Genomic DNA, 22,328 nt, shown 5'->3' with positions numbered 1-22,328 from the left:
TTCAGGGCAGCAGAATGTTCTGATCCACGGTGCGGATCTGGGTGTGGCCGCAAAAGGCCATGCTCAGATCTAATTCCTTGTGAATGATTTGCAGGGCCTGGCTCACGCCTTCGCGCCCATTGGCCCCCAGGCCGTACAAAAAGGCCCGCCCGATATAGCAGCCGCGCGCGCCCAGCGCCCAGGCCTTGAGCACGTCTTGGCCGCTGCGGATGCCGCCATCCATGTGCACCTCGATGTCCTGGCCCACGGCCTGCACGATGCGAGGCAGGGCGGCGATGCTGGATTCCGTGCCGTCGAGCTGGCGCCCGCCGTGGTTGCTGACAATCAGCGCGTCCGCGCCGCTGCGTGCGGCCAGCACAGCGTCTTGCGGATCCATGATGCCCTTGAGGATGAGCTTGCCCTCCCAGCGGTCACGAATCCACTGCACATCGTCCCAGGACAGCGCAGGGTCGAACTGCTTGGCCGTCCACTCCGACAGCGAGCCCATGTCTTTGACGCCTTTGACATGGCCCACGATATTGCCAAAGCCGTGCCGTCTGGTGCCCAACATGCCCAGGCACCAGCGTGGCTTGGTGGCGAGGTTGAGCATGTTGGCCAGCGTGGGCTTGGGCGGGGCGGAGAGGCCGTTTTTCAAATCCTTGTGGCGCTGGCCGAGGATTTGCAGGTCCAGCGTCAGCACCAGGGCGCTGCACTTGGCGGCGCGCGCGCGATCGATCAAGTCGGCAATAAAGCCGCGGTCTTTCATCACATAGAGCTGGAACCAAAACGGCGACTTGGTGTGCGCGGCCACGTCCTCGATGGAGCAAATGCTCATGGTCGACAGCGTGAAGGGCACGCCAAACGCTTCGGCGGCCTGTGCGGCGAGGATTTCGCCGTCGGCATGCTGCATGCCGGTGAGCCCCGTGGGGGCCAGCGCCACGGGCATGGCCACAGGCTGGCCCACCATGGTGGTGGCGGTGCTGCGGTTTTCCATGTTCACGGCCACGCGCTGGCGGAACTTCCAGCGCGCAAAGTCTGTTTCGTTGGCGCGGTAGGTGCTTTCGGTCCAGGAGCCGGAGTCCGCGTAGTCGTAGAACATGCGCGGCACGCGCTTGCGGGCCAGGGCTTGCAAATCACCGATGGTGGTCACGACGCTCATGGGCTCACTCCAGATTTTGTGTGGTTCAGCAACGCGCCATGCTAGGGCGCATGTCAGGAGCTTGGCGGGAATCTTGGGCTGGCTGAGCCGGAAGAAATTTCCGCCACGCTCTGGCAGTGGCGCTGCAGCCACTGCACCACGGCGCGGCTGGCGGGGGTGTCGCGGTGCGCGCGCAGGCCATAGGCGCGCAGCGCCGGCACGCTCAAGTCAAACAGCGGCTGCAGCAGGCCCTGGCGCAGCAACGGTGCTGCCAGCAGGGTTTGCCCCAGCACCACGCCCTGGCCTTGCGCTGCGGCTTCCAGCGCCAAGCCCAGGTCCACCAGGCGCGGGCCTTGCTCGGGCTCGGCCCAGTCCAGGCCTGCGGCGGCCAACCACGGGGCCCAGGGCTGCAGCGGCGAGCACAGCAGGGGCAGGCCGGCCAGGTCAGCCGCATGACGCAGCGGGCCGTGGCGTTGCAGCAGCGCGGGCGAGGCCATGGGGGTGACGCTGCCGTGCAAGAGCTGCTGCCACACCGGGGCTTGGCTGAGATCGTCCGGGGCCTGGCAGACCTCCAGATCGCAGGGCAGGGCGCTGTGCTGCGCGTAGGGCGAGGACAGCACCAACTCCAGCTCCACCTCAGGTGCTTGGCGCGCCAGCTCGGGCAGGCCCGCCACCAGCACCTGGCGCGCCAGAGTGGGCGGTGCGCTCAGGGTCACGCGCGTGCGGCGCAGCCGTGCCGGGCGGTGCAGCGGTACCGCAGCCAGCAGTGCCAGCGCTGAGCGCACTTGCTCGAGGTACTCGCGCCCGCTGGCGCTCAGGCGCAGGGGCTTGGCGGGGCGCTCCAGCAGGGTCAGGCCCAGCTGCTGTTCCAGCGCGGCAATGCGCTTGCCAACGGCGCTGGGAGTGATGTGCAGGGTCTGGGCGGCGTGTTCCAGGCTGCCCAGCCGGGCAGCGGCTTCAAAGGCGCGCAAGGCATCCAGCGAGGGAAGGCGCAGAGGGGCGTCGAGGGTCATGAGCGCACTTTAGGCCAGCCAGGGGCAAGTCGCCATGCGATGATCCCGGGCATGCCTGATGCCGATTTTCCCCACGGGCCCTCCAGCGAGGTGCCCGCCAGCGCTGGCGCTCAGACCCTCTACCGCCCCTGGTGGCAGCGCCTGCCCTGGCTGCTGGCGGGCTTTGCCGCGCTGGCCCTGGGCGTGGTGGGCATTGTGGTGCCCCTGCTGCCCACCACACCGTTTGTGCTGCTAGCCGCGTTTTGCTTTGCGCGCGGCAGCCAGCGCTGCGAGCGTTGGCTGCTCACCCACCCGCGTTTTGGACCCATGGTGGGTGACTGGCGCCAGCATCGCGCCGTGCCCTGGCGCGCCAAGCAGCTGGCCTGGTTCATGATGGCCGTGGGCTCGCTCTCGGCCGCCTTGAGCCTGCCACGGCTGCGCTGGTTGCCGGCCTTGTGCTGCCTGGCCGTGGCGCTGTGGATGTGGCGCTTGCCCACGCGCTGGCCCGACGGCACGGTGAGCCGCCAGCGGCCCTCAAAACAGCGGCAGTGATTGCGGCTGGGCGGCGTCCTTCGGGGCGGCCGCAGCGGTCACCGCGGCGTTTTGGGCCGCTCCATCGGCATTGCGGCAGAGCTTGCTCACGCGCACGCCCAGGAGGCGGATGCGGTCGCTCAAATCCACACGCTTGAGGCACTGCCCGGCGGCCTGGCGAATTTGGCTGGCGCTGCTGACGGGCTCGCGCAGTGTGAGGTCGCGGGTGACGGTGCGAAAGCCCTCAAAGCGCAGCTTGATGCCCACGGTGCGCCCGGCATAGCCCTTGCGTGCCAGGTCGCCCTCGAGCTGTTGGCACAGCTGGGTGAACACGGCCGAGAGCTGGGGCCGGTCGCGCTGGGCGTGCAGGTCGCGCTCGAAGGTGGTCTCGCGGCTCAGGCTCACGGGCTCGCTGTGCGTCACCACCGGGCGCTCGTCCCGGCCGTGCGCGGCTTCGTGCAGCCAGGCGCTGTAGCTGGGGCCAAAGTGCTGGCGCAACAGCAGCGGCGGTGCGGCGGCCAGGTCGGCAATGCTGTGCAGCCCCAGAGCCTGCAGCTTGGCGCCGGCCTTGGGCCCAATGCCGTTGATGCGCCGCAGCGGCAGCGGCCAGATGCGCTCCCGCCAGTCTTCGGCGGCCAGCACCGTCAGGCCATTGGGCTTGTCCAGTTCAGACGCGATTTTTGACAGCAGCTTGTTGGGCGTGACGCCGATGGAGCAGCTCAATCCCGTGGCACGCAACACCGCGCTTTTGATCTCGCGTGCCAGCGCCCGCACACCGCCCAGGGGGTCGTGGCCCACCGTGTCGTGCGCGCCGGGCACCTCGCTGAGGTCGATGTAGATCTCGTCGATGCCGCGGTCTTCGATGTGCGGCGCGATGTCGCGCACCGCTGCTTTGAACAGGCGCGAGTAGTGCCGGTAGGCCTCAAAGTCCGCCGGCAGCAAGATGGCTTGGGGAGCCAGCAGGGCCGCTTTCATCAAGCCCATGCCCGAATGCACACCCAAGGCGCGAGCCGCATAGGTGGCGGTGGTGGCCACACCGCGCCCGCTGTAGTCGCCCAGCAGGGCGAAGCGGCGCTGGCCATCCTCGCCCAGCGTGGGTGCGTGAGCGCGGCGCCCGCCCACCACCACGGGCAGGCCTTGAAGCTCGGGGTAGCGCAGCAACTCAACGGACGCATAAAACGCGTCCATGTCGAGGTGGGCGATGAGCCGCGGCTTCACATCGCTCAGTGCCCGCAGCTCTTGGCGCCGCAGCTGGAGATATTGGTTTCAGCCGTGGGGCTGCTGCACTGGCCGGTGGCCGGGTCAAAGCCGCGCTGCTGCATGGTGTAGACCAGCGCGGCGTCCATCATTTCGGCGTGTGCCGGGAACCACTGGGCCAGCTCGCCGCGCACGATGCGCATGGGCTCGCGGTCGTTGAGCTCCGTGGCGTGGCGCACCACTTCGCGCATGACGTTGAGCACCATGGCGTGCTGGCCGCTGTGGCAGTTCTGCGCCTCAAAGCCGTTGGCCGCCATCCAGCGCTCTTCCATTTCAAAGTGCGCTTCGGTGTGGGCCAGCAGGGTTTGGAAGGCGGGCAGGGCGTCCTGCTCGGCATCCAGTGCCGCGCCGAAGGCATTGAGCAGCTCCACAAATTCCTGGTGGGTTTGGTCCAGCAGGGGCTGTTGCAGGGTGAGCGCGTCGCTCCAGGTCAGGGTCGTCATATCGGCAGGTGTGAGGGGCGGGATCGGTGCTCTTGTGGGCAGGCGGTGCTTGTGGCGGGGCCTCAGGAGAGACGCTGGCGATGGCGGGCCACTTGCGCCAGAACCTGCGTGGGCGCAGTGCCGCCCAGAGTTTGCCGCGCCTGCAGCGAGCCTTGCAAGCTCAGCACTTCAAACACATCGGCCTCAATGCGCGGCTCAATGGCTTGCAGCTGCGTCAAACTCAGCGCGGCAAGTTCCACGCCTTGGCTGGAGGCTGCGCGCACGGTGTGGGCCACGATTTCATGGGCATCGCGAAACGCCAGCCCCTTCTTCACGAGGTAGTCCGCCAGGTCGGTGGCGGTGGCGTGGCCGCGCAGGGCGGCGCGCTCCATGGCTTCTTCATTGACGCTCAGGCCCGCCAGCATGTCGCAGAAGATGCGCAGCGTGTCGCGCAGCGTGTCCACGGTGTCAAACAGCGGCTCTTTGTCTTCCTGGTTGTCCTTGTTGTAGGCCAGGGGCTGGCCCTTCATGAGGGTGATGAGGCCCATGAGGTGCCCCACCACGCGCCCGCACTTGCCGCGTGCCAGTTCGGGCACGTCGGGGTTTTTCTTCTGCGGCATGATGGACGAGCCCGTGCAGAAGCGGTCGGGCAGGGTGATGAAGCCGAAGTTCTGGCTCATCCACAGCACCAGCTCTTCCGACAGGCGCGAGATGTGCACCATCACCAGCGCTGCGGCGGCGCTGAACTCGATGGCGAAGTCGCGGTCGCTCACTGCATCCAGGCTGTTTTGGCACACGCCTTCCATCTTCAGCGTGCGGGCCACGCGTTCGCGGTCCAGCGCATAGCTGGTGCCGGCCAGCGCCGCAGCGCCCAGCGGCAGCTGGTTGACGCGCTGGCGCACCTGCTGCAGGCGCTGCGCGTCGCGGGCAAACATCTCCACATAGGCCAGCAGGTGGTGGCCAAAGCTCACCGGCTGTGCCACTTGCAAATGGGTAAAGCCCGGCATGACGACGCTGGCGTGGGCCTCGGCCTGCACCACCAGCACGCGCTGCAGTTGCACCAGCAAATCACCCAGCAGATCAATCTCGCCGCGCAGCCACAGCCGCACATCGGTGGCGACTTGGTCGTTGCGGCTGCGCCCGGTGTGCAGGCGTTTGCCCGCCGTGCCCACCAGCTCGGTGAGGCGGGCTTCGATGTTGAGGTGAACATCCTCCAACGCCAGTTTCCAGACGAACTCGCCGGACTCGATTTCACCGCGAATCTGCGCCAACCCGCGCTGGATGTCGGCGTGGTCGGCGGCGCTCAGAATGCCCTGGGCGGCCAGCATTTCAGCGTGCGCCAGGCTGCCTTGGATGTCGGCGTCCCACAGCCGCCGGTCAAAGTCCACACTGGCGGTGTAGCGCTGCACGAGCTCGCTCATGGGTTCTGAGAACAGAGCCGACCAGGCGGCTGCTTTGTTGGCCAGCGGGTTGTCGTGCGGAGCGTCGGGCGTGGACATGGTGGGCGGCGTTGCGGCGTTGTGCGGTGAGGCTGGTGCAGGGGGTAACGCAGCGTTACACCTGCGGCTTGAGAGACCCGGAACAATCGGGGGCCTCGATCGATTCTAAGTGGCGCCCTGCCAGAGGACCTGTTGTGTCCGGTCAAGCATGAATTCCCAGCCCACGGATTGGACTGATTCTCGGCTCAGCACTTTGTTGGGGCTGGAGCCATCCGTACTGTCGCAGCACCCGGTTCTGCGCGATCCGGGCGGGCGCCATGCCTTCGATGTTTGTCACATTGGGTTTGCGTTGCGTGCTGTTGCACTGGTGCAGGCCTTGCTGACGCTAGGCGTGATGGTGGCCGTGCCGAGCTGGCGGTCCTGGCTGGTGGGGATGTCGGTCGGGACGGCGGTGACACAGACAGCTTTGCTCTTGTGGCTGGTTTCGGTCTGCGCGCTGGGGCGTTGGCTTGTTTCATGCACTGAGCTGTTGCAGTGGAGTTTGCTGATGGCCTTTGGTGCACTGTGCACCGCCCTGGGTTGCTGGTTGCTGCTGGTTGTGGACCCGCAGGCCTTCAGCCCGGCACAGCAGCTGGGCGCCATGCTCAGCGGCGCTGTCGTGGCGGGCTTGTTGCTGGCGTGGCTGAAGCTGCGCTCGCGTGCCCAAATGCCGGCCGATGCTCTGGCCCGTTTGGTGGAGTTGCAGTCGCGCATACGCCCGCACTTTCTCTTCAACACCCTCAACACCGCCATGGCCCTGGTGCGGGTGGACCCCGCTCAAGCCGAACAGGTGTTGGAGGACTTGAGCGAGCTGTTTCGCGTGGCCTTGGCGCCGCAGGGCAGCAGCGTGACGCTGGCGCAGGAAGTGGAGTTGGCGCGGCGCTACTTGGACATTGAGCTCATCCGTTTTGGACCGCGTTTACGTGTGCAGTGGTTGCTTGACGACGGCGCAGGCGCTGCGCGTGTGCCGCCGTTGTTTTTGCAGCCCTTGGTTGAAAACGCGGTGCGCTATGGGGTTGAGCCCAACGAAGCGGGCGGTCATGTGCGCATCGAAACCCGCCTGCGCGGCGGCGAGGTGGAGGTGCTGGTGCGCAACAGCGTGGGCGCGAGCACCCGCACCCGTGGCCACGGCTTTGCCCTGACCAATGTGCGTGAGCGCCTGCGCCTGATGCATGACGTGGCTGCGCGCATGGATGTGCGTGCCTATGAGCGGCACTTTGCCGTTCGCATCCGGGTGCCGCGATCAGGCACCAAAGAGGCCTGAGATGTTGCAGAGCTTGCTGCGGGTGTTGATTGCCGACGACGAGGCCATGGCGCGCCTGCGCTTGCGCACGCTGGTGCAAGCCTGCGAAGCCACCTTCGCTGAAGTGGTGGGCGAGACGCAAAACGCCACGCAAACCCTGCAGTGGTTGCGCGAGCAGGCTTGTGACGTGCTGCTGCTGGACATTCAGATGCCTGGCCCTGATGGCCTGCAGCTGGCGCGCCAGCTGCTGCAGCTGCCCGATGCACCGGAGCTGGTGTTTGTCACGGCCCACGGCCAGCACGCGCTGCAGGCCTTTGAGTTGCAGGCCCTGGACTACATCACCAAGCCTGTGTCGCGCGAGCGGCTCTGGGCCAGCTTGGCGCGTGCGGCGCAGCGCCTGCAGCAGCGCCGCGGGGTCGCATTTGTGGGGGGCGATCCGCTCGTGCAGGAGCCGGTGGTGACCGTCAGCGAGCGAGGGCGCCTGCTGCGCCTGCCACTGTCCAGCGTGCTCTTTGTGAGGGCCGAACAGAAATACCTGACGCTGCACACCGCCACCCAAAGCCATGTGCTGGAAGGCAGCTTGAGCGAATTGGCACAGCGCTACGAAGGCCATTTCGTGCGCATACACCGCAACACCCTGGTGGCGCGCGCCGCGCTGCGCGAGCTGCAGCGGCGCGACGATTGCGAAGACACAGGCTCCGGCACCGAAGGCAACTGGGCGGTGCGTGTGGCTCGGCTGGACCAATGGCTTGCGGTGTCGCGCCGCCAGCTCGGTGCCGTGCGTGCTGCCCTGACGCAAACGGGCTGAGGGGCCCGTTGCGCCCGGGGCCTCAACCGGTGTTGCGCAGGCCCGCGGCGATGCCGTTGATCGAGAGATGAATGCCGCGCTGCACCCGCTCCATGCTGGGCTCTTGCTCGCGCTGCGCTGCGGGCATGGCGCGGTAGCGGCGCATCAGCTCCACCTGCAAATGATGCAGGGGGTCGATGTAGGGGAAGCGGTGCTCGATGGAGCGCGCCAAGGCCGGGTTGTGTGAGAGGCGCTGGGCTTCGCCGGTGATCAGGCTCAGGGTGCTTTGCGTGAGTTCAAACTCGGCTTTGATGGCCGCAAAAATGCGCTTGCCGAGCTTTTTGTCTTCCACCAAATCGGCATAGCGCTGGGCCAGGCTCATATCGGTTTTGGCCAGCACCATGTCCAGGTTGGACAGCAGCGTGCTGAAAAACGGCCATTGCCGGTACATGCGCCGCAGCAGCTTGAGCCCATGCTCGCGCTCGCCGGCGTCCTGACCCAAAAACGCTTCGATGCCCGACCCAAATCCACACCAGCCCGGCAGGGCCAGGCGGCTTTGGCCCCAGCTGAAGCCCCAGGGAATGGCGCGCAAGTCTTCAATCGCACGCGTGGCCTTGCGCGACGCCGGGCGCGAACCAATATTGAGCTCGGCAATCTCTCGAATCGGGGTGGCGCCAAAGAAGAAGTCGGCAAAACCTGGGGTCTCGTAGACCAAGCGGCGGTAGGCCGCAAAGCTCGCGTCCGAGAGCTGTTGCGCCGTCTGCAGAAAGCTCGCGGGCACGGCCTTGCCCTGCGGCAGCAGCGTGGCTTCCAGCGTGGCGGCCACCAGGGTTTCGAGGTTGCGCCGCCCGATCTCGGGGTGGGCGTATTTGGAAGCGATGACTTCGCCCTGCTCGGTGAGCCGGATCTGGCCATTGACCGTGCCCGGGGGCTGGGCCAGGATGGCTTGGTAGCTGGGGCCACCGCCACGGCCCACGGTGCCGCCACGGCCATGGAAGAGCCGCAGCGTGAGCGCGCCGTGCTGCTGTTTGAGCTCATCAAACAAGCGCACCAGCGCCACCTCGGCGCGGTAGAGCTCCCAGTTGCTGGTGAACATGCCGCCGTCTTTGTTGGAGTCTGAGTAGCCCAACATCACGTCTTGCTCAGCACCGCTGCGCAGCACCATGTCCAGCACGCCGGGCAGGGCGTAGAACTCGCTCATGATGGCGGGCGCACGGCGCAGGTCGCCAATGGTTTCAAACAGCGGCACCACAATCAAAGCGCTCTTGGCCGCACGCTCGCCCTGGCTGTCGAGTTCGCCCTGCAGCAGGCCCACTTCCTTGCACAGCAGCAGCACTTCCAGCAGGTCCGACACCTCCTCGGTGTGGGAAATGATGTAGTGGCGAATTGCCGCTTTGCCAAAGCGCCGCAAGGCCTCTTGCGCGCCTTCAAAAATGGCCAGCTCGCTGCGCGTGTGCTCGCTGTAGGTGGCGCCCATCACGCGCAAGGGGCGGGCGTCGTTGAGCACGCCGACGAGCAGCTCGCGGCGCTGCGTCTCGTTCAACGCGCTGTAGTCCGGGCACAGTCGTGCGGTGGCCAGCAGCTCGGCCACCACGGCCTCGTGTTGGTCTGAGCTCTGGCGCAAATCCAGCGTGGCGAGGTGAAAGCCAAATACCTTGATGGCGCGCATGAGCGGCAGCAGCCGCGGCGCCAGCAGCGCTTGTGCATGGTGGCCGCGCAGCGAGTCGGCAATGGTGCGCAGGTCAGCCAGCAGTTCCTCAGGCTGGGTGTAGGGGTCTTGTGGTGCTACAGCATGGCGCAGGGCTTCGGTGCCGGTGAGCTCATGCAGCGTCGCGGCCAGGCGCGCATACATGCCTGTGAGAGCGCGGCGGTAGGGTTCGTCACTGCGGTGCGGGCTGCGGTCGGGGCTGCGCTCGGCCAGGGCCAGGAGCTGCGGACTGACCTGCGCCAGCCGTGCCGAGATGGACAGCTCCGCGCCCAGCTCATGCAGCTCGGTGAGGTAGTGGCGCAGCGCCACCTCGGACTGGCTGCGCAGCGCATAGCTCAGGGTCTGGGCCGTCACATTGGGGTTGCCGTCGCGGTCGCCCCCAATCCATTGGCCCATGCGCAAAAAGCTGTTGAGCTCGTGCCCGGGCAGGGCCGATTCCAAGTGAGCGTAGAGGGCCGGGATCTGGCGCAAAAACGTGCTGCGGTAGTAGGACAGCGAGTTGTCGATCTCGTCCTCCACCGTGAGCTTGGAGTAGCGCACCATGCGCGTTTGCCACAGCTGGGTGATGCGCGCGCGCAGCAAGTCTTCGTTGGCCTTGCGCTCGCGTTCGGTGTGCAGGGCGTCGCGCTGCTCCACCAGCTCGGCAATGGCGCGTTGTGCGTCGAGGATGCTCTTGCGCTGCACCTCGGTGGGGTGAGCGGTCAGCACCGGCGAGACATAGCCCTGCTGCAGCGTGCGGGCAATAGCCTCGGGCGTCACGCCCGCTTCGTGCAGGCGCACCAAGCAGCCGTCCAGCGAGCCTGGCTGCAGGCTGCCCGCGCGCTCGTGCACCTCGCGGCGGCGCACGTGATGGCGGTCTTCGGCGATATTGGCCAGGTGCGAGAAGTAGCTGAACGCGCGAATGACGCTGACGGTTTGCTCGCCGCTGAGGCTTTTGAGCAGCTTGTCAAAACGCTTGCCCGCTTGCGCATCGCGCTTGAGGCGGTAGGCCACGGAGAGCTGGCGCACTTGCTCGATCAGCTCATAAGCGGCGCGCCCCTCTTGCTCGCGAATCACCTCGCCCAGAATGCGCCCCAGCAGCCGAATGTCTTCGACCAGAGGCTGGTTTTTATCGGTGTCGGCGGCGCGTGGTGCGCGGGCGGCAGGGCGTGGGCGGCGGTTGGGCATGACGGCAGTGAAGCAGCAGGTTGTGGGGGGGGCGCTGGGTCAGCACGACGTGGGTGCTGTAACTTAGTTACGGCCTCTTGACTCTAGCAGTTTCTTGATCTGAAACCGCCTTCGGCACATGCGCCAAGGCAGAGGCTGGCCTTGCCTGCGCTAGCATGTCGCCATGACACAACAAGCACTCGTCATCGCCACCCGAGAAAGCCGTTTGGCCCTGTGGCAAGCCCGCCATGTGCAGGCCATTTTGGAAACCTTGTCGCAACGCCAGGTGACCCTTTTGGGTATGACCACACGGGGCGATCAAATCCTTGACCGCAGCCTCTCCAAAGTGGGCGGCAAAGGCCTGTTCGTGAAGGAGCTGGAAGCCGCACTGGCGCAAGGGCGCGCCGATTTGGCCGTGCATTCGCTCAAAGACGTGCCCATGGAGCTGCCCGAAGGCTTTGTGCTGGCCGCCGTGCTCGAGCGCGAAGACCCGCGCGACGCCTGGGTGTCGCCCCACTACGCACGGCTGGAAGATTTGCCCCAGGGCGCGCGCGTGGGCACCTCCTCGCTGCGCCGCATGGTGCAGCTGCTGCAGCTGCGCCCCGACCTGCAGGTGGAGCCGCTGCGCGGCAATTTGGACACGCGGCTGCGCAAGCTCGACGAAGGTCAGTACGAGGGCATTGTCCTGGCCGCTGCCGGGCTGGTGCGCCTGGGTCTGGGTGAGCGCATTCGCGCGCACTTTGACACCACCCACATGCTGCCTTGCGCGGGGCAGGGGGCGCTGGGTATTGAGGTGCGCAGCAATGACGACGCACTGCGCGCGCAGCTGCAGGCCTTGTCGCACACCCCGACCCTCTTGGCCACGGAGGCCGAGCGTGCCGTCTCGCGCGCCCTGGGTGGCAGCTGCAGCGTGCCGCTGGCGGCATTTGCGCAAAGCGCCCCTGATGGCGGCTTGCAGCTGCAAGCCTGCTTGGGCCACCCCAGCCAGACCGGCGCTGCGCTCTTGCGTGCGCAAGGCCATGCGCAAGTTCGCACCGTGGCCGAGGCGCAGGCATTGGGTCTGGAGGTGGCCCAGGCCTTGCGCGCTCAGGGTGCTCAGACCTATTTGAGTGCGGCCAGCACGGTGTGAGCACAGCGGCGCAACTCATACTCACCCGGCCGCGCGCCCAGGCCGTTCTGTGGCAGCAGCGCCTGGCAGTGCACGGTGTGCCCACGCGGGTGCTGCCCTTGCTGGACATCTTGCCGCCTGCGTCGGGCCTGGATTTGGCGCAGGCCTGGAGTGTTCTGCCACAGACCCAGGTGCTGGTGTTTGTCAGCCCTAACGCGGTGCATCATTTTTTTGCGGCGGCCCCCAAAGGTGCGGCCTGGCCGGCTCAGGTGCTGGCCGCCACTGTGGGGCCGGGCAGCGCCCAGGCGCTGACCCAGCACGGCGTGCCCGCCGCCTGCATTGTGCAGCCGGCGCCAGACGCGCCCAGTCTCGATTCGGAACAGCTCTGGCCTGTGCTGGAGCAGCGCCTGGCGGCTGTGCTGCAAGCCGGTCAGCCCTGGTCGGCGTGGGTGATTCGCGGTGAGGGCGGGCGTGAATGGCTGGCCCAGCGCCTGCAGGAGCGAGGGGCTGCCGTGCACTATTGCAGCGCCTACCGCCGTGTGTGCCCGCAGTGGACCGAGCAAGACTGCGACTGGGTGCGCCAGGCGTGGCAGCAGCCGCAGCAGCACATCTGGCTTTTCAGCAGCTCGGAGGCCGCGGCGCACGCGCGTTTGCTGGGGGCGGCCGCGGGCGGCGGTGCCGCGCCGTGGCGCCAGACCCTGGCGCTGTGCACGCATGAACGCATTGCCCGATCCGTTGAGGCGTTGGGCGTGGGCCATGTGGTTTTGGTGCGACCCGATGCCGCAGCCGTGGCGCAGGGCTTTCGGCAGCTCACAGGTGGCGCTCTAGAATCGCCCGCATCGTGAGCGAAAACCCCCAAACCGCGGCTTCTGCCGCGCCGCCTCAAGAGGTGGCATCCCCCGCGCCCGAGGCGGTGGTAGCAAAAACGTACTGGCCTGTTGCCGTGGCCGTCGCAGCACTGCTGGGGCTGGGCGGCTTGGTGCTGGCTTGGCAGAGCCAATCCCGGCTCAATCTGCTGGAGCAGGAGCTGGTGCGGCGCCAAGAAGGCAGTCAAACCGCCGCCGCCGGGGCCCAGGAAATGGCCCGTCAGGCCCAGGAGCTGACCCGCGACACCGCGGCCAAAGTGGCCTTGCTCGACGCCCGCTTGGCCGAGGTGGCCTTGCAGCGCGAGCAGCTCGAAGCGCTGCTGCAGTCCATGAGTCGCTCGCGCGACGAAAACCTCGTGGGTGATCTGGAAGCCTCGCTGCGCGTGGCGCAGCAGCAGACCACCATCACCGGCAGCGCCGAACCGCTGGTGGCTGCCCTGCGCCATGCCGATGACCGGCTCACGCGCTACAAACAGCCCCGACTCGAAGGCGTACGGCGTGCTGTGGCCCGCGATCTCGACCGCGTGCGCGCCGTCAGCGTCGTGGATGTGGCCACTTTGAGCATCAAGCTCGATGAGGCCGTGCGCCACATTGACGAGCTGCCCCTCATCGCGCAGCGCCCCGAATCGGACGATGCTGAGGCGCGGCGCTCGGGCAAGGCAGCGGCTCAGGGCAAGAGCGCGCCCACGCCTGCCCAAAGCGAAACAGACTGGCTGAACCAGCAATGGTCGCAGCTGAGCCAGCGCTGGAGCACCCTGAGTGCGCAGGCCTGGTCTGAAGCCAAAGGCTTGCTGCGCGTGACCCGTATCGGCCAGCCGGAGGCCATGCTCTTGGCCCCCGAGCAGGCCTTTTTCCTGCGCGAAAACCTCAAGCTGCGCCTGCTCAACGCGCGCTTGGCCTTGCTGAGCCGCCAGTACGACACGGCCCAGGCCGATCTGCGCGACAGCCTAGCGGTGTTGGACCGCTACTTCGACACCCGCAGTCGCAAAGTGCAGCTGGCTCAAGAGCTGCTGCGCCAGGTGACGGCTCAAGCCCGCGCCGAGTCCGTGCCGCGGCCCGACGACACGCTGGCGGCCCTGGCCGCAGCGGCGCGCTGAGGGCACGATGTCATGCGCAATGTGATTTGGTTTGTGCTGCTGTTCGGGGTGGCCGTGGTGGCGGCCCTGACCCTGGGCAGCAACGACGGTCTGGTCAGTTTGTACTGGAACAGCTGGCGCGTTGATGTCTCGCTCAATCTCTTCTTGCTGGTCTTGCTGGGCAGCTGCTTTGCGCTGGTGACCATCATCCAGTCGGTCGAGGCCTTGATCTCGCTGCCGCGCCGTGCCCGCCTGTGGCGCCAGGCCCAGCGTGAGCGCAGCGCTCAGGCCGCGTTGCGTGAGGCGCTGGCGGACTTCTACAGCGGGCGCTACAGCCGTGCGCAAAAGGCTGCGCAAAAAGCGCTCACCATTCAGTCGCAAACGCCGGACCTGGCCAGCGACGGTGGGTTTGAGGCCCTGGTGCATTTGATGGCCGCGCACAGTGCGCACCGTCTGCAAGACCGCCGCCACCGCGACGAGCATTTGCGCCAGGCGCTGGCCGTGGCCCAGGTGCAGGCGCGAGCCCAGGAAGAGGGCGCACGCCTGCTGGCCGCCGAATGGGCGCTGGAAGACCGCGATGCACCACGGGCTTTGGAGCTGCTCTCAGAACTCAACCCCGGCGTGGCTCGCCGCACCCAGGCGCTGCGCCTGAAGCTGCAAGCCTGCCGTCTGGCGCGTTTGCCGCTGGAAGCCCTGCGCACGGCGCGGCTGCTGGCCAAGCACCAGGGCTTTTCAAAGTCTGCAGCCCAGGGGCTGTTGCGCTCCTTGGCTTCTGAGGTGCTGGACTCAGCGCGCGACCTCGACCAGCTGCGCAGCCTGTGGCAGCAACTCGATGGCCTGGACCGGCGCGATGTCTTCGTGGCTGTGCGTGCCGCACAGCGCGCGGCGGCTTTGGGCGCGCCGGAAGATGGGCGCGGCTGGCTGCGGCCCTTCTGGGACGCTGTGTCTGAGCTGGCAGAGGACGAGCGCGAAGCCCTGGCCGAAGCGCTGGTGCAATGCATGCCGGGCCTGGGGCCTGAGTGGCTGCTGCGGCTGGAGCAAGCGCAGCAGCGCGCGCCGCGCGATGCTTCCATTCGCTACGCCTTGGCCCATGCCCTGGCCGAGCGCCAGCTCTGGGGCAAGGCGCGTTTGGTTTTGGAGCAATGCGCCGAGGATCGCCATCTGGCCGCCGCCGCACGCCGCCGCTGCTGGCTGCTGCTGGCCGATATGGCGCAAAGCGATGGCGACGCTGAGCGCCGCGCGCTTTGCTTTGAGTCCGCAGCTCGCACACATTGAGTGCTTGGCATCGCACTTCTTGCTGAGGGCTGAATTTCCGTGCTATAGTCTTAATCTTTACAGCGATGCGGCTGTAGCTCAGTTGGATAGAGTACTTGGCTACGAACCAAGGGGTCGTGGGTTCGAATCCTGCCAGCCGCACCAAATAAAATCAGCATCCCGGTCGACCACGACAGGCCGGGGTGGTTTGAAAAGAGTCGTGCGGCTGTAGCTCAGTTGGATAGAGTACTTGGCTACGAACCAAGGGGTCGTGGGTTCGAATCCTGCCAGCCGCACCAGAACTTCGGTTCTTGATCAACGGGTTAGACGTTCAAGCGTCTAGCCCGTTTTTCTTTGTCGATTGCCTTTTGCGCAAGTTGTGATCGTTGCGTATTTCAGCCTTGGCGCAGCAGGCGAATGGGTTGCAGGGCTTGTTGCTGGGCGCGTGCGCGCAGCTGGCCGCAGCCACCGTCTACGTCCTGGCCGGCGGAGTCGCGCAGCTTGGTCAGCACGCCACGCTGGTGCAGCTCGCGCGCAATGGCGCGGCAGCGCTCCCAGTCGGGGCGCTGGTAGGGCAGGGCCGGCACGCTGTTGTAGGGAATCATGTTGAGCACGCCCCAGCGGCCCGCCAGCAGGCGCGCCACGCCGTCGATTTCTTCGGCGCTGTCGTTCACGCCCTCAATCAGCGTCCACTGGTACTGCACGGGGTAGCCGGTGTCGCGTCCGTAGCGGTCGGCCTCTTCCACCAGCCATTGCGGCTCCAGGGGCGCTGCGCGGGGCAGCAGCTCGCGGCGGCGCTGGGCATTGCTGCTGTGCAGAGACAGGGCCAGCGCCGGGCGCACGCGTGCTTGGCGCAGTTGGTCGAAGATGCGTGCATCCCCGACCGTGGAGAACACCAGCTGCTTGTGGCCGATCTGCCCCACGGTGCCCATGAGCTCAATGGCTTCGAGCACGGCGGCGAGGTTGTGCGAGGGCTCACCCATGCCCATGAACACGACTTTGCGCACGGGCCTGATTTGACGCGCCAGCGCGAGCTGCGCCAGGATTTCGGCGCTGCCGAGCTGGCGCACCAGCCCGCCTTGGCCTGTCATGCAAAAGCGGCAACCCACGGCGCAGCCGACTTGGCTGGAGACGCACAAGCCACCGCGGGGCAGCAGCACGGCTTCGGCAGACTGACCATCTTGCAGGCCCACGAGCAGACGCTCAGAACCATCGGCGCCGGGGTGCTGCTCCTGCAAGCGCGCCAGGCTGGCGAGCTCGCCCATGAGCTCCGGCAAGGCCTCCCGCACCGCCAGCGGCAAGAAGTGCTGCAGCGCGCGGCGGCCTTTGTCCAACGGGATGTTGTGCAGCCAGTGGCGCAAGACGCGGTCGCGGTGCGCGGGCAGGGCGCCGAGCTGATGCAGGCGCGTTTGGAGTTCAGCAATGGAATACACAAAAAGTGGCGGCGGGCGCGGAATAGGTGAGCAAGGGCAGGTTGGACGCGCTGCGCCCTCAGCGCGCAATTGTCCCTCAGGGGCCCGCCTAGAATCGCGGCCATGACTGCCTTTGCCGTGGGTGTAGAGCCCCGCTTTTATGCCCTCGTCCCCGCTGCTGGAAGCGGCAGCCGATCGGGGGCGGCCATTCCCAAACAATATGTGAGCGTGGCCGGGCGCGCCATGATGGGCCACACGCTGGATGCCTTGCTGGCCGTACCCGAGTTGGACGCGGTGCTGGTGGTGTTGAGCCCGCAGGATGATTGTTTTGAGTCTGCCGTGCCGCAGTTCCAGGGCGCGCGGGCCTGGGTGGCGCGCTGCGGCGGTGCCAGCCGCGCAGAGTCCGTGGCGCAGGGGCTGCGCGAACTGCAGGCGCGCGGCGCTCAGCCGCATGACTGGGTGTTGGTGCACGACGCCGCACGTTGCCTGCTGCAGCCGGCCTGGGTGCAACAGCTGATGGCGCAGTGCCGTGACGACGAAGTGGGCGGACTGCTGGCCACGCCAGTGGCCGATACGCTCAAGCAAGCGCAGGGCCAGCGCGCTGTGGCGACGGTGGACCGGGCCAACAAGTGGGCCGCGCAGACGCCGCAGATGTTCCGCTGGGGTTTGCTCATGGCCGCACTGGCGCCGGTCTTGCAAGGCGAGGCTGCCCACATCACCGACGAAGCCAGCGCCGTGGAGGCCCTGGGCCACACGCCGCGACTGGTGGAAGCGCCGTTTGAGAATTTCAAATTGACTTACCCGGCTGACTTTGCCTTGGCCGAACGACTGCTAAGGAGCCGAGCATGACCGTGGGATCAGAAGCCGATGTTGCCGGGCTGCGCGCCGCTGGCCATGCCGTGGCCAGCGTGTTGCAGCGCATGCTGGCTGCGGCCCGTCCGGGCATGAGCACCGAAGAGCTCGATGACATGGGCGGCCAGTGGCTGGCCGAGTTGGGCGCGGTGTCTGCGCCCAAGCACTGCTACGACTTTCCGGGCTACACCTGTATCAGCCTCAACGAAGTGGCAGCCCACGGTGTGCCGGGCAAGCGGCTGATCAAAAAGGGCGATGTGCTCAATGTCGATGTGTCCGCGGTGCTGGACGGCTACTACGGTGACACCGGGGCCACGATCCTGATCCCACCGGTGACGGGGGCCAAACAGCGCTTGGTGGACGCCACGCGCCAAGCCCTTGCCGCTGCCATGGGTGAGGCGCGCGCCGGGGCCAAGCTCAACCGCATTGGTGCGGCCATTGAGCGCGTGGCGCAAAGCCATGGCTTTGAAGTTATTCGCAACCTCTGCAGCCATGGTGTGGGGCGCTTCATCCATGAAGAGCCCGAGTCCATTCCCGGCTACTACGACCCGCACGACCAGCGCGTGCTGCAAGAGGGCATGGTCATCACCATCGAACCCTTTTTGTCCACCCGTGCCGATTGGGTGCATGAGCGCAGCGATGGCTGGTCTCTGGCCGCGCCCAGGGGCAATCTCAGCGCTCAGTTCGAGCACAGCATGATCATCACTCGGGGCGCACCCATCGTGCTCACCGAGTTGCATTGAAGGTTGTTTATGAATCCATTGAATCTGCGCGTGGGTGAGGGCTGGGACACGCACCAGCTCGTGCAGGGGCGACCGTTGATATTGGGCGGCGTCACGATTGCCCACAGCCACGGCCTGCTGGGCCACTCGGACGCGGACGCGCTGGCACATGCCATCACCGACGCGCTGCTGGGCGCGGCGGGGCTGGGTGATATCGGTGGGCTGTTTCCCGACACAGCGGCCGAGTTTAAAGACGCGGACTCCATGCAGCTGCTGGCCCAGGCCCTGCGCAAGGTGCAGGCTCAGGGCTGGACCTTGGTGAATGTGGACAGCACCATCGTGGCCCAAGCCCCCAAGATGGCGCCGCACATTCCAGCCATGCGCGCACGCTTGGCGCAGGTGCTGGGCTTGGCGGACGAGCAGGTCAATGTGAAGGCCAAGACGGCTGAAAAAATGGGGCCGGTGGGCGAAGGTCGGGCCATCGAAACCCGCGCTGTGGCGCTGCTGGTGCGCCTCTGAGCCGTCGCGGCTCAGGCACTCAGCTTTCCTCGACCTTGCGCAGCTGCAGGGTGATTTGGAAACCGCCGCTGTTGGCGTTGCCCAGCGCCAGCTGGCCGCCCATGCGCTGCAGGGTTTTCTCCACAATCGCCAGCCCCAGGCCCGCGCCGGTGGCGGCGGTGCGCGCAGTATCGCCCCGATAAAAAGGGGTGGTGAGCTTGGAGAGTTTGTCCGGCGGCACGCCCGGGCCGTGGTCGCGCACGTCGATGTGCACGCGCTTGCCCACCACTTTGGCGCGCACGTCCACCAGCGCAGGCTCGTCTGGGTGGTGACCGTAGCGGCGCGCGTTTTCGAACAGGTTTTGCAGCACGCGTGAGAGTTCGGTGGGGTCGCACCAGACTTGGATGTCGGGTGCGATGCTCATGCGCACGCGGATTTGCTGGTGGTTGCGCAGGGCCTGGGCCTCACGCTGCACCAGGGTGCTCAGCAACGTAGGCTGCAGCTGGATGTCGCTGGGGCGCGCATAGTCCATGAATTTGTTGATGATGGCGTCGAGCTGGTCGATGTCCTGCGCCATGTACTTCTGGGCCACTTCGTCGCTGACGCTCATCTCGACTTCCAAACGCAGCCGCGCCAGCGGGGTGCGCAAGTCGTGAGAGATGCCCGCCAGCATGACGCTGCGGTCTTGCTCCATCTTGGCCAGCTCGCGGGCCATGCGGTTGAAGCCCATATTGACCTCGCGGATCTCGCTGGTCATGGTGCTTTCATCCAGGCGTGAATCGAATTCGCCTTCACGAATGCGGCCTGCTGCAATGGACAGCGCGCGCAGCGGGTGGTTGATGAGGTTGGCTGCCGCGGCTGCTGCCAGCAGGGCAACCAGCGTCAACACAATCAGCCACCAGCTGTTGCTGCTCAAGCCTTCCTCTTCAGGCGATTCTGAGTACTGCAGCCAGAAGTACTGGTCACCTACAGAGAAGCGCACCCACAGGCCGGGTTTGCCGTTGAGCTCTCGCGCCAGCACGACCTGCGGCCCCAGACGCGCGGCGATGGTCTGCGTGAAAGCGTCGGCAAACGGAGCTTGGTCGTAGCTGCGCCAGCGGTCGGTGCTGTAGGCCGGGCGCAGGCCCAACGCGTCGAGCTTGCTGAGCGCTGCAAACATCTGGCTTTGCCGGGGAGTGGGCGTTTCGGCCAGCGCGGTATGAGCGAACTCCACCACGCTGGCCAAACGCAGGGCTTGGGCCTGCGCCAAAGGCTTGGCGCTGAGGGCCTGGTAGGTGTAGTGCCAAGCAGCAATGGCCAGCGCCAGCAGCATGGCCAGCAGCGCAAAAGTGCGCCAGAACAGGCTCAACGGCAGACGCAGTGCGCCTACTCGTCGGCCCGAGACCGGCTTGCTTGGACTGGGTTTACTGGCTTTCGTCGGGGACGAATACATACCCTACGCCCCAAACGGTCTGGATGTAGCGCGGCTGGGTGGGGTCTTCCTCCAGCAGTTTGCGCAGCCGCGAGATCTGCACATCGAGGCTGCGATCAAAAGGCTCGAACTCCCGCCCACGCGCCAACATGGCGAGCTTGTCACGCGACAAGGGTTGCCTGGGGTGACGCACCAGGGCCTTGAGCATGGAGAACTCGCCCGTGGTCAGAGGTAAGAGTTCGCCCGCTTTGCTCAAGCGGCGCAGGGCCAGATCAAATTCAAAAGGTCCAAAGGACACGCTCTGGGGCTCTTTGGAGGGCGCGCCCGGCGCTTCCGGTGTGGGGCGGCGGCGCAGTACAGCGTTGATGCGTGCCAACAGTTCACGGGGGTTGAAGGGTTTGGCCAGATAGTCGTCCGCGCCCACTTCCAAGCCAACGATGCGGTCCACCTCTTCGACCTTGGCCGTGAGCATGATGATGGGCGTGTTGTCGCCCGCTGCACGCAGGCGACGACACACGGACAAACCATCCTCGCCCGGCATCATGAGGTCAAGCACGATCAAATCGAGCGCCTCACGCGTGAGCTGTTTGTTCAGGGCTTTGCTGTCTTCGGCCAGGAGTACTTCAAAGCCCTCTTGGCTGAGATAGCGGCGCAGCAGGTCGCGAATGCGTGCGTCATCATCCACCACAAGGATGCGATTCATACGATTTGCGGTTTGCATGGTGATGCGTTGCACAGTTTTGCGACGGTGGGATTGTGCGACTGTTCGAGGGGTTTGTTCGCCTTGAAAGGCCCATGTTTACCTCTCTGTAACAAGTGCAAGCTGCTTTTAGATGGGCTTGCGCTTCCCCAATCGGCGCGAAGTGATACCTTGCGGCACTGTAGTCATGCAGTGGGCGAACACCATTCAACAAGGAGATGGGTGTGAAGTGGAATCAATTGGCGGTCTTTGGGGCTGTACTGGCATGTCAATCGCTCATGGCGCAAGCGCCTGAGCAGCAACGGCGCGAGATGCTCAATCTCAGTGCCAACGCCAGCGCGGAGGTGGCGCGCGACATCATGCAGCTGACGCTCAGCACCACACGAGAAGGCGCCGATGCGGCTCAGGTGCAGGGCAAGCTCAAACAGGCGCTGGAGCAGGCTCTGGAGCAGGCCAAGAAGGTAGCCAAGCCCGGGCAAATCGAGGTGCAGACGGGGAACTTTTCGCTCACACCGGTCTACCGAACAGACACCAAAGCCGGAATGCAAATGAGTGGCTGGACGGGTTCGGCCGAGCTGATTGTTCATGGCCGTGATGTGGCGGGCATTTCGCAGCTGGCCGGTCGCATCCAAAGCCTGACGGTGGGGCGTGTGGCCTTTTCGCTCTCGCGCGAGGCCCGTGAGCAAATCGAAGGTGATGTGGCCGCTCAGGCGATTGCGCGGTTCCGCGCCAAGGCTGCGGATTTCGCACGCCAGTTTGGCTTCAAGACCTACCGGGTGGTGGAGGTGTCGGTGCAAAGCGATGTGCCCCAAGTTCATCACGCGCCGATGATGATGCGTTCGGCCAAGATGTCGGGGGCCGAGGAGGCGCTGCCGGTGGAGGCCGGCAAGACGCTGGTCAGCGCCAGCGTCTCGGGCTCGATTCAGCTCTTGCCCTGAGTCAGGGCAAGAGGGCTGCGGCCGCTTACTGGGCGGTCCAGCCGCCGTCCAGGCTCCAGGCCTGGCCTTGCACATTGGCCGCGGCGTCTGAGCACAGAAACACCGCCAGCGCGCCGAGTTGCTCGGGCGTGGTGAACTGCAGCGAGGGCTGCTTTTCGGCCAGCAGGCGGCGCTGGGCTTCGGCGCCGTCCACGCCGTCAGCCACGGCACGCGCATCGACTTGCTTTTGCACCAGCGGTGTCAGCACCCAGCCGGGGCAGATGGCGTTGACCGTCACGCCGCTGGTGGCGTTTTCCAGCGCCACAGCCTTGGTCAGTCCCACCAGCCCGTGCTTGGCCGCGACATAGGCCGACTTGTTGGCCGAGGCCACCAGGCCGTGCACCGAAGCGAGGTTGATGATGCGGCCCCAGCCTCGGGCCTTCATGCCCGGCAGCGCCAGGCGTGTGGTGTGAAAGGCCGAGCTGAGGTTGATGGCGATGATGGCGTCCCAGCGTTCGGCAGGAAAGTCCTCGACCGGCGAGACATGCTGGATGCCGGCGTTGTTCACCAAAATATCGCAGCCACCCAGGGTGCTGGTGGTGGCTTGCAGCAAGTCGGCAATCTGGGCCGGTTGGCTCATGTCGGCGCCATGAAAACCCACGCGCACGCCGTGCGCGGCGCCGGCTTGGCGCACTTGCTCCACTGGGCCTTCGTGGTCGCCAAAGCCGTTGAGCATGACGTTGGCGCCAGCTTGCGCTAAGGCTTGCGCAATTCCCAAACCTATTCCACTGGTGGAGCCAGTGACCAGTGCTGTTTTGCCCCTCAACATCG

Annotated in this window: 21 protein-coding genes and 2 tRNA genes; 13 read left to right on the top strand and 10 right to left on the bottom strand. The window is 66.2% G+C overall.

Annotated features, from left to right (window positions below; translation table 11 throughout):
- Nucleotide 1: 1 nt before the first annotated feature.
- A complete protein-coding gene (locus ACG0Z6_RS08890) occupies nucleotides 2-1,138 on the bottom strand; it encodes an alpha-hydroxy acid oxidase (protein ID WP_394460515.1) in 1,137 nt (378 codons plus the stop codon).
- Nucleotides 1,139-1,191: 53 nt separating this feature from the next.
- Nucleotides 1,192-2,130: a LysR family transcriptional regulator gene (locus tag ACG0Z6_RS08885; protein ID WP_394460514.1), complete on the bottom strand. Its 939-nt coding sequence runs from the start codon at nucleotides 2,128-2,130 to the stop codon at nucleotides 1,192-1,194.
- A gap of 51 nt (nucleotides 2,131-2,181) precedes the next feature.
- Here ACG0Z6_RS08885 and ACG0Z6_RS08880 point away from each other — a divergent pair, with 51 nt between their 5' ends.
- Complete coding sequence (locus ACG0Z6_RS08880; RefSeq protein WP_394460512.1) at nucleotides 2,182-2,661, top strand: YbaN family protein; 480 nt, start codon at nucleotides 2,182-2,184, stop codon at nucleotides 2,659-2,661.
- Here ACG0Z6_RS08880 and dinB read toward each other — a convergent pair.
- The 3 genes from dinB to argH all read right to left on the bottom strand — a co-directional run bounded on the left by dinB (nucleotide 2,644) and on the right by argH (nucleotide 5,818).
- A complete protein-coding gene (dinB, locus tag ACG0Z6_RS08875) occupies nucleotides 2,644-3,858 on the bottom strand; it encodes a DNA polymerase IV (RefSeq protein ID WP_474104012.1) in 1,215 nt (404 codons plus the stop codon). The genes ACG0Z6_RS08880 and dinB overlap by 18 nt on opposite strands.
- Nucleotides 3,859-3,863: 5 nt before the next feature.
- Nucleotides 3,864-4,340, bottom strand: a complete 477-nt coding sequence (locus tag ACG0Z6_RS08870; protein WP_394460509.1) for a hemerythrin domain-containing protein — start codon at nucleotides 4,338-4,340, stop codon at nucleotides 3,864-3,866.
- A gap of 62 nt (nucleotides 4,341-4,402) precedes the next feature.
- Complete coding sequence (gene argH, locus ACG0Z6_RS08865) at nucleotides 4,403-5,818, bottom strand: argininosuccinate lyase (RefSeq protein WP_394460507.1); 1,416 nt, start codon at nucleotides 5,816-5,818, stop codon at nucleotides 4,403-4,405.
- 289 nt (nucleotides 5,819-6,107) lie between these two features.
- Here argH and ACG0Z6_RS08860 point away from each other — a divergent pair, with 289 nt between their 5' ends.
- Both ACG0Z6_RS08860 and ACG0Z6_RS08855 read left to right on the top strand, forming a co-directional pair.
- The gene (locus tag ACG0Z6_RS08860) at nucleotides 6,108-7,061 is read left to right on the top strand and encodes a sensor histidine kinase (RefSeq protein WP_394460504.1); all 954 of its coding nucleotides are present in this window, start codon (nucleotides 6,108-6,110) and stop codon (nucleotides 7,059-7,061) included.
- A 1-nt stretch (nucleotide 7,062) separates the two neighbouring features.
- The gene (locus ACG0Z6_RS08855) at nucleotides 7,063-7,848 is read left to right on the top strand and encodes a LytR/AlgR family response regulator transcription factor (protein WP_394460501.1); all 786 of its coding nucleotides are present in this window, start codon (nucleotides 7,063-7,065) and stop codon (nucleotides 7,846-7,848) included.
- A 22-nt stretch (nucleotides 7,849-7,870) separates the two neighbouring features.
- Here the strand turns inward: ACG0Z6_RS08855 and ppc are convergent, their stop codons facing one another.
- Nucleotides 7,871-10,702: a phosphoenolpyruvate carboxylase gene (ppc, locus tag ACG0Z6_RS08850; RefSeq protein WP_394460499.1), complete on the bottom strand. Its 2,832-nt coding sequence runs from the start codon at nucleotides 10,700-10,702 to the stop codon at nucleotides 7,871-7,873.
- A gap of 163 nt (nucleotides 10,703-10,865) precedes the next feature.
- On the opposite strand from ppc, the gene hemC reads away from it, so the two are divergent.
- From hemC to ACG0Z6_RS08820, 6 genes are all read left to right on the top strand, one after another.
- Nucleotides 10,866-11,810, top strand: a complete 945-nt coding sequence (hemC, locus tag ACG0Z6_RS08845) for a hydroxymethylbilane synthase (RefSeq protein ID WP_394460498.1) — start codon at nucleotides 10,866-10,868, stop codon at nucleotides 11,808-11,810.
- On the top strand, nucleotides 11,807-12,634 hold the full coding sequence (locus ACG0Z6_RS08840) for a uroporphyrinogen-III synthase (protein ID WP_394460496.1): 828 nt from the start codon (nucleotides 11,807-11,809) through the stop codon (nucleotides 12,632-12,634). Before hemC ends, ACG0Z6_RS08840 begins: the two co-directional genes overlap by 4 nt.
- Nucleotides 12,631-13,752, top strand: a complete 1,122-nt coding sequence (locus ACG0Z6_RS08835) for a uroporphyrinogen-III C-methyltransferase (protein ID WP_394460494.1) — start codon at nucleotides 12,631-12,633, stop codon at nucleotides 13,750-13,752. The genes ACG0Z6_RS08840 and ACG0Z6_RS08835 overlap by 4 nt, the downstream gene beginning before the upstream one ends.
- Before the next feature lie 12 nt (nucleotides 13,753-13,764).
- A complete protein-coding gene (locus ACG0Z6_RS08830; protein WP_394460493.1) occupies nucleotides 13,765-15,006 on the top strand; it encodes a heme biosynthesis HemY N-terminal domain-containing protein in 1,242 nt (413 codons plus the stop codon).
- A gap of 67 nt (nucleotides 15,007-15,073) precedes the next feature.
- Nucleotides 15,074-15,150: transfer RNA gene (locus ACG0Z6_RS08825), tRNA-Arg, on the top strand.
- Nucleotides 15,151-15,207: 57 nt separating this feature from the next.
- A tRNA-Arg gene (locus ACG0Z6_RS08820) sits at nucleotides 15,208-15,284 on the top strand.
- A gap of 96 nt (nucleotides 15,285-15,380) precedes the next feature.
- Here the strand turns inward: ACG0Z6_RS08820 and ACG0Z6_RS08815 are convergent.
- Entirely contained in the window at nucleotides 15,381-16,418 is a 1,038-nt protein-coding gene (locus ACG0Z6_RS08815) for an RNA methyltransferase (protein WP_394460491.1), read from the bottom strand.
- A 102-nt stretch (nucleotides 16,419-16,520) separates the two neighbouring features.
- Between ACG0Z6_RS08815 and ispD the strand changes: the two genes are divergently transcribed.
- The 3 genes from ispD to ispF are packed head-to-tail and all read left to right on the top strand — an operon-like array spanning nucleotide 16,521 to nucleotide 18,490.
- Nucleotides 16,521-17,246, top strand: a complete 726-nt coding sequence (ispD, locus tag ACG0Z6_RS08810) for a 2-C-methyl-D-erythritol 4-phosphate cytidylyltransferase (protein WP_394460489.1) — start codon at nucleotides 16,521-16,523, stop codon at nucleotides 17,244-17,246.
- Nucleotides 17,243-17,992: a type I methionyl aminopeptidase gene (gene map / locus ACG0Z6_RS08805; protein WP_394460487.1), complete on the top strand. Its 750-nt coding sequence runs from the start codon at nucleotides 17,243-17,245 to the stop codon at nucleotides 17,990-17,992. The genes ispD and map overlap by 4 nt, the downstream gene beginning before the upstream one ends.
- A gap of 9 nt (nucleotides 17,993-18,001) precedes the next feature.
- Nucleotides 18,002-18,490: a 2-C-methyl-D-erythritol 2,4-cyclodiphosphate synthase gene (gene ispF, locus ACG0Z6_RS08800; protein WP_394460485.1), complete on the top strand. Its 489-nt coding sequence runs from the start codon at nucleotides 18,002-18,004 to the stop codon at nucleotides 18,488-18,490.
- 19 nt (nucleotides 18,491-18,509) lie between these two features.
- Here the strand turns inward: ispF and ACG0Z6_RS08795 are convergent, their stop codons facing one another.
- Both ACG0Z6_RS08795 and ompR read right to left on the bottom strand, forming a co-directional pair.
- Entirely contained in the window at nucleotides 18,510-19,817 is a 1,308-nt protein-coding gene (locus ACG0Z6_RS08795) for an ATP-binding protein (RefSeq protein WP_394460483.1), read from the bottom strand.
- Between the two features lie 55 nt (nucleotides 19,818-19,872).
- Complete coding sequence (gene ompR, locus ACG0Z6_RS08790) at nucleotides 19,873-20,583, bottom strand: osmolarity response regulator transcription factor OmpR (protein WP_394460481.1); 711 nt, start codon at nucleotides 20,581-20,583, stop codon at nucleotides 19,873-19,875.
- Nucleotides 20,584-20,804: 221 nt separating this feature from the next.
- Between ompR and ACG0Z6_RS08785 the strand changes: the two genes are divergently transcribed.
- Nucleotides 20,805-21,518 carry an SIMPL domain-containing protein gene (locus tag ACG0Z6_RS08785; protein WP_394460479.1) on the top strand — a complete coding sequence of 238 codons (714 nt, stop codon included), beginning with the start codon at nucleotides 20,805-20,807 and terminating at the stop codon, nucleotides 21,516-21,518.
- A 25-nt stretch (nucleotides 21,519-21,543) separates the two neighbouring features.
- Here ACG0Z6_RS08785 and ACG0Z6_RS08780 read toward each other — a convergent pair whose 3' ends face one another.
- Nucleotides 21,544-22,326 carry a 3-hydroxybutyrate dehydrogenase gene (locus ACG0Z6_RS08780; RefSeq protein WP_394460477.1) on the bottom strand — a complete coding sequence of 261 codons (783 nt, stop codon included), beginning with the start codon at nucleotides 22,324-22,326 and terminating at the stop codon, nucleotides 21,544-21,546.
- Nucleotides 22,327-22,328: the final 2 nt, after the last annotated feature.

This window comes from Roseateles rivi (assembly GCF_043555845.1).
In the GTDB taxonomy this organism is placed as follows: Bacteria; Pseudomonadota; Gammaproteobacteria; order Burkholderiales; family Burkholderiaceae_C; genus Roseateles; species Roseateles rivi.
This window is presented reverse-complemented; position numbering and strand designations above follow the sequence as displayed.

Excerpts from the sequence above, each read along its gene's own strand:
- ACG0Z6_RS08890 (WP_394460515.1), bottom strand. The coding sequence starts at position 1,138 with ATGAGCGTCGTGACCACCATCGGTGATTTGCAAGCCCTGGCCCGCAAG.
- ACG0Z6_RS08885 (WP_394460514.1), bottom strand. The coding sequence starts at position 2,130 with ATGACCCTCGACGCCCCTCTGCGCCTTCCCTCGCTGGATGCCTTGCGC.
- ACG0Z6_RS08880 (WP_394460512.1), top strand. The coding sequence starts at position 2,182 with ATGCCTGATGCCGATTTTCCCCACGGGCCCTCCAGCGAGGTGCCCGCC.
- ACG0Z6_RS08870 (WP_394460509.1), bottom strand. The coding sequence starts at position 4,340 with ATGACGACCCTGACCTGGAGCGACGCGCTCACCCTGCAACAGCCCCTG.
- argH (WP_394460507.1), bottom strand. The coding sequence starts at position 5,818 with ATGTCCACGCCCGACGCTCCGCACGACAACCCGCTGGCCAACAAAGCA.
- ACG0Z6_RS08855 (WP_394460501.1), top strand. The coding sequence starts at position 7,063 with ATGTTGCAGAGCTTGCTGCGGGTGTTGATTGCCGACGACGAGGCCATG.
- ppc (WP_394460499.1), bottom strand. The coding sequence starts at position 10,702 with ATGCCCAACCGCCGCCCACGCCCTGCCGCCCGCGCACCACGCGCCGCC.
- hemC (WP_394460498.1), top strand. The coding sequence starts at position 10,866 with ATGACACAACAAGCACTCGTCATCGCCACCCGAGAAAGCCGTTTGGCC.
- ACG0Z6_RS08830 (WP_394460493.1), top strand. The coding sequence starts at position 13,765 with ATGCGCAATGTGATTTGGTTTGTGCTGCTGTTCGGGGTGGCCGTGGTG.
- ispD (WP_394460489.1), top strand. The coding sequence starts at position 16,521 with ATGACTGCCTTTGCCGTGGGTGTAGAGCCCCGCTTTTATGCCCTCGTC.
- map (WP_394460487.1), top strand. The coding sequence starts at position 17,243 with ATGACCGTGGGATCAGAAGCCGATGTTGCCGGGCTGCGCGCCGCTGGC.
- ispF (WP_394460485.1), top strand. The coding sequence starts at position 18,002 with ATGAATCCATTGAATCTGCGCGTGGGTGAGGGCTGGGACACGCACCAG.
- ompR (WP_394460481.1), bottom strand. The coding sequence starts at position 20,583 with ATGAATCGCATCCTTGTGGTGGATGATGACGCACGCATTCGCGACCTG.
- ACG0Z6_RS08780 (WP_394460477.1), bottom strand. The coding sequence starts at position 22,326 with ATGTTGAGGGGCAAAACAGCACTGGTCACTGGCTCCACCAGTGGAATA.